Origin of the sequence: Actinokineospora auranticolor (assembly GCF_002934265.1) — a bacterium.
In the GTDB taxonomy this organism is placed as follows: domain Bacteria; phylum Actinomycetota; class Actinomycetes; order Mycobacteriales; family Pseudonocardiaceae; genus Actinokineospora; species Actinokineospora auranticolor.
This window is the reverse complement of the sequence record NZ_PTIX01000058.1, coordinates 1-1,308: the sequence shown is the minus strand read 5'-3', so window position 1 is coordinate 1,308 and position 1,308 is coordinate 1. Positions and strand designations below refer to the sequence as shown.

General features: G+C 62.5%; 1 protein-coding gene. It reads left to right on the top strand.

Features of this window, described 5'->3' with window-relative positions; all coding sequences use genetic code 11:
• Window positions 1-65: 65 nt before the first annotated feature.
• Window positions 66-1,279, top strand: a protein-coding gene (locus tag CLV40_RS36940; protein ID WP_104483686.1) for an IS3 family transposase whose coding sequence is annotated in 2 segments (ribosomal slippage) — window positions 66-318 and window positions 318-1,279 — 1,215 coding nt in all. Because the reading frame shifts where the segments join, the coding sequence is not laid out codon by codon here.
• Window positions 1,280-1,308 lie beyond the last annotated feature (29 nt).

The following is a 1,308-nucleotide window of genomic DNA, read 5'->3' as shown; positions in this document are numbered from 1 at the left end:
TGAGGTGCTTCGAAGTTTCCGGACAGTGGACCAAGTAGAATTGGGTTCTCTGGAAGGAGACGGTTTTGGCGGGATCAAGGAGGAGTTTCTCTCGGGAGTATCGGGAGGAAGCGGCGAAGTTGGTGATCGAGACCGGGCGTCCGATCGCTCAGGTGGCGAAGGAACTTGGTGTCGGTGAGGTGAGTCTAGGGAAGTGGGTCAAGGATTATCGGGCGGCGCAGGGCGGCGACGAGTCGCCGTTGGATGTGTCGGAGCGGGCGAGGCTGCGTGAGTTGGAGCGGGAAGCGCGTGATCTGCGGTTGGAGAACGAGTTCCTGAAAAAAGCTGCCGCGTACTTTGCCAAGGATCATCGGTGAGCGACCGGTTCGAGTTCATCGACGCACAGCACGCTGCCGCAGATAAGGACGTGGACGTCTCGACATCGTTGCCGGTGACACGGATGTGCCGGATTCTCGATGTCTCCCGATCGGGGTTCTACGAATGGAGGACTCGCCCGATGTCGGGCACCGCGGCGCGGCGGGGTGAGCTGTCACGGTTGGTTGTCGGGTTTTTCGAGGCGTCCGACGGCACGTACGGGTATCGGCGGATCCACGCCGATCTCGTCGCCCAGGGCGTGGAGTGCGGGCCGGAGTTGGTGCGTCAGGTCATGCGTGAGCTGGGGCTGCGTCCGTGTCAGCCCCGGCCGTGGCGGTTCGTCCTCACCGCCGGCGACGGCCAGGTCCATGACGTCCCCGACCTCGTCCGCCGCGATTTCACCGCCGCCGAACCCGGTCGAAAAGCGGTGGGTGACATCACCTATATTCCGACGGATGAGGGATGGCTCTACCTCGCGACCGTGATCGACTGTCACACCAAGGCGGTCACCGGGTGGGCGATGGACGACAACTACAAGACACCGTTGATCGAGACGGCCATCCATCGCGCCGTTCGGAACGGCCATCTCACCGACAACGCGATATTCCACTCCGATCGCGGCAGCAACTACACCTCCGCCACCTTCGCCGCCACTCTCGCGTCCCTACACATCCGACAGTCCGTGGGCCGCACCGGTATCTGCTACGACAACGCACCGGCGGAATCGTTCTTCGCCACTCTCAAGAACGAACTCGTTCACCGCACCCGATACCCGACCCGCGAACACGCCCGCCGAGACATTGCCCGCTATATCGAACTCCGCTACAATTCGCGACGGAGACACTCCGCACTCGGATACCGCACGCCACGAGAAGTGCACCACGCATACCACGCTCGAAAGTCAGCGATACCGACCGTTGTTTAGCCGCTGTCCGGAGACTTCGAGGCACCCCA